At 66.3% G+C, this 270-nt stretch carries 1 protein-coding gene; it reads left to right on the forward strand.

The genetic code is table 11. The features are described from left to right. Nucleotides 1-197: type II secretion system F family protein (locus tag ACQG3P_RS19830; RefSeq protein ID WP_426806003.1), on the forward strand; the 197-nt coding region annotated here is incomplete at its 5' end. Nucleotides 198-270 lie beyond the last annotated feature (73 nt).

Below are 270 nucleotides of genomic sequence, written 5' to 3' on the forward strand. Positions count from 1 at the left end.
TCGGCGAAGACTCCGGCGCGCTGGATGTCATGCTGCTCAAGACCGCCGATACCATTGAACAGGAAACCGCGCGCGCCATCGATCGGCAGCTGTCGGCGCTGGTCCCGGTGATCACCCTGGTACTGGCCTCGGTGGTCGGCCTGGAGATCGTGGCCGTGCTGGTGCCGCTGTACGACCTCACCAATGCCATCGGCTGACCGCCGTGGCGTCGGTCGGTCCGACCTGCTGCAAGGAGCTTCCATGAGCCACCGTCGCAAGCTGGTCCGCGGT

It is taken from the genome of Stenotrophomonas sp. SrG, assembly GCF_050031795.1.
GTDB lineage: Bacteria > Pseudomonadota > Gammaproteobacteria > Xanthomonadales > Xanthomonadaceae > Stenotrophomonas > Stenotrophomonas rhizophila_A.